This window comes from Bradyrhizobium sp., from assembly GCF_049691595.1.
Classification (GTDB): Bacteria; Pseudomonadota; Alphaproteobacteria; order Rhizobiales; family Xanthobacteraceae; genus Bradyrhizobium.
Genome location: NZ_JBAVNZ010000343.1, coordinates 1 through 1,783, shown reverse-complemented (window position 1 = coordinate 1,783; position 1,783 = coordinate 1). Strand labels below are relative to the sequence as shown.

Below are 1,783 nucleotides of genomic sequence, written 5' to 3'. Positions count from 1 at the left end.
GTGACGTCGATGCGGTGGCCCTCTTCGAGGGTCACGATCGCCCGCTTCACATCCGACTGCGAACCGAAATTGCCGCGAAACACCTTGGTCTTGCCCTTGCGCACCAGCGTGTTCACGCTCTTGACCTTGACGTCGAACAGTTTTTCGACGGCTTCCTTGATCTGCGGCTTGGTCGCCTTGCCGGCGACCTTGAACAGAACCTTGTTGTGCTCGGAGGCAAGCGTCGCCTTTTCCGTCACGACCGGCGAAACGATGATGTCGTAGTGGCGCGGATCGATATTCTTCATTTGAAGCGCGCCTCCAGCGCATCGAGGGCGGCCTTGGTCAGCACCAGCTTCTGACGGCGCAAAATGTCGTAGACGTTGATGCCCTGGATCGGCAGCACGTCGATGTTCGGGATGTTGCGGGCCGCGGTCGCGAAACCGTGGTGCAGCTCGGCGCCGTCGATGATCAGTGCATTGGTCAGGCCGAGGCCCGAGAAATGTCCGACCAGCGCCTTGGTCTTGGCGTCCTTGATCTGCGCGTTGTCGATCACGATCAGGCCACCGTCCTTGGCCTTCGCCGACAGGGCATGCTTGAGCGCGAGCACGCGCACCTTCTTGGGCAGGTCGGTCGCGTGCGAGCGAACCACCGGACCGAAGGCGCGGCCGCCGCCGCGGAACTGCGGCACGCGGGCCGAGCCGTGACGGGCGCCGCCGGTGCCCTTCTGCTTGTACATCTTCTTGCCGGTGCGCCAGACGTCGGCGCGGCCCTGCGTCTTGTGGGTGCCGGCCTGACGCTTGTTGAGCTGCCACTGCACGCAGCGCGCGATGATGTCCTGGCGCGGCTCGAGACCGAAAATCGCGTCCGAGAGCTGGACCGATCCGGCTGCCTTGCCTTCAAGGGTCGTGACTTTCAGTTCCATCTCACGCGCCCTCCTGCTCGGCCGGCGCTTCCGCAGCCGGCTCGCTGCCGCCGGCGACCCTGAACTTGCCGGGCTTTGGAGCTTCCTTCGGCAGCGGTTTCTTGACGGCGTCGCGCACCGAAATCCATCCGCCCTTGGAGCCGGGAACGGCGCCTTCGACCAGGATCAGGCCGCGCGCGACATCGGTCTGCACCACGCGCAGATTGAGCGTGGTGATGCGATCGACACCCATGTGACCGGGCATCTTCTTGTTCTTGAAGGTCTTGCCGGGGTCCTGACGGCCGCCGGTCGAACCGATCGAACGGTGCGAGACCGAGACACCATGGGTGGCGCGAAGACCGCCGAAATTCCAGCGCTTCATGCCGCCGGCAAAACCCTTGCCGACCGAGGTTCCGGTGACGTCGACGAACTGGCCAACCACGAAATGGTCGGCCTGAATCTCGGCGCCAACCGGGATCAGCGCGTCTTCCGACACGCGGAACTCGGTGACCTTGCGCTTGGGCTCGACCTTGGCGACCGCGAACTGGCCGCGCTCGGCCTTCGGCAGATAGACGGTCTTGCGGGCACCCGAACCGAGCTGTAGCGCGACATAGCCGTTCTTCTCGGTCGTGCGGTGGCCCAGCACCTGGCAATTGCCCAGCTTCAGCACGGTCACGGGGATATGCTCACCGGTCTCGGTAAAGACCCGCGTCATCCCGACCTTTTGTGCGATCACTCCGGAGCGCATCGGCGTGCTTCCTGTTCTTTCTGTCCGCGACCGGCGGACGATCCAAAAATTCAGAGCTTGATCTCGACGTCGACACCGGCGGCCAGGTCGAGCTTCATCAAGGCATCGACGGTCTGCGGGGTCGGATCGACGATGTCGAGAAGGCGCTTGTG

Annotated in this window: 4 protein-coding genes; all 4 read right to left on the bottom strand. The window is 64.0% G+C overall.

Going from position 1 to position 1,783, the window contains the following annotated elements; all coding sequences use genetic code 11:
* The coding region (locus WCE35_RS15305) for a 50S ribosomal protein L23 (RefSeq protein WP_424594183.1) at positions 1-287 on the bottom strand (287 nt) is incomplete at its 3' end.
* Positions 284-904: a 50S ribosomal protein L4 gene (rplD, locus tag WCE35_RS15300; RefSeq protein WP_424594182.1), complete on the bottom strand. Its 621-nt coding sequence runs from the start codon at positions 902-904 to the stop codon at positions 284-286. The genes rplD and WCE35_RS15305, both read right to left, overlap by 4 nt.
* 1 nt (position 905) lies before the next feature.
* Positions 906-1,631 (bottom strand): 50S ribosomal protein L3, encoded by a 726-nt coding sequence (gene rplC, locus WCE35_RS15295; protein ID WP_424594181.1) that lies wholly within the window; start codon positions 1,629-1,631, stop codon positions 906-908.
* A 50-nt stretch (positions 1,632-1,681) separates the two neighbouring features.
* A partial coding sequence (locus WCE35_RS15290) for a 30S ribosomal protein S10 (RefSeq protein ID WP_245499094.1) occupies positions 1,682-1,783 on the bottom strand: 102 nt, incomplete at its 5' end.

What these genes read in the sequence shown, in the direction of transcription:
- rplD (WP_424594182.1), bottom strand. Translation starts at nt 904, where the DNA reads ATGGAACTGAAAGTCACGACCCTTGAAGGCAAGGCAGCCGGATCGGTC.
- rplC (WP_424594181.1), bottom strand. Translation starts at nt 1,631, where the DNA reads ATGCGCTCCGGAGTGATCGCACAAAAGGTCGGGATGACGCGGGTCTTT.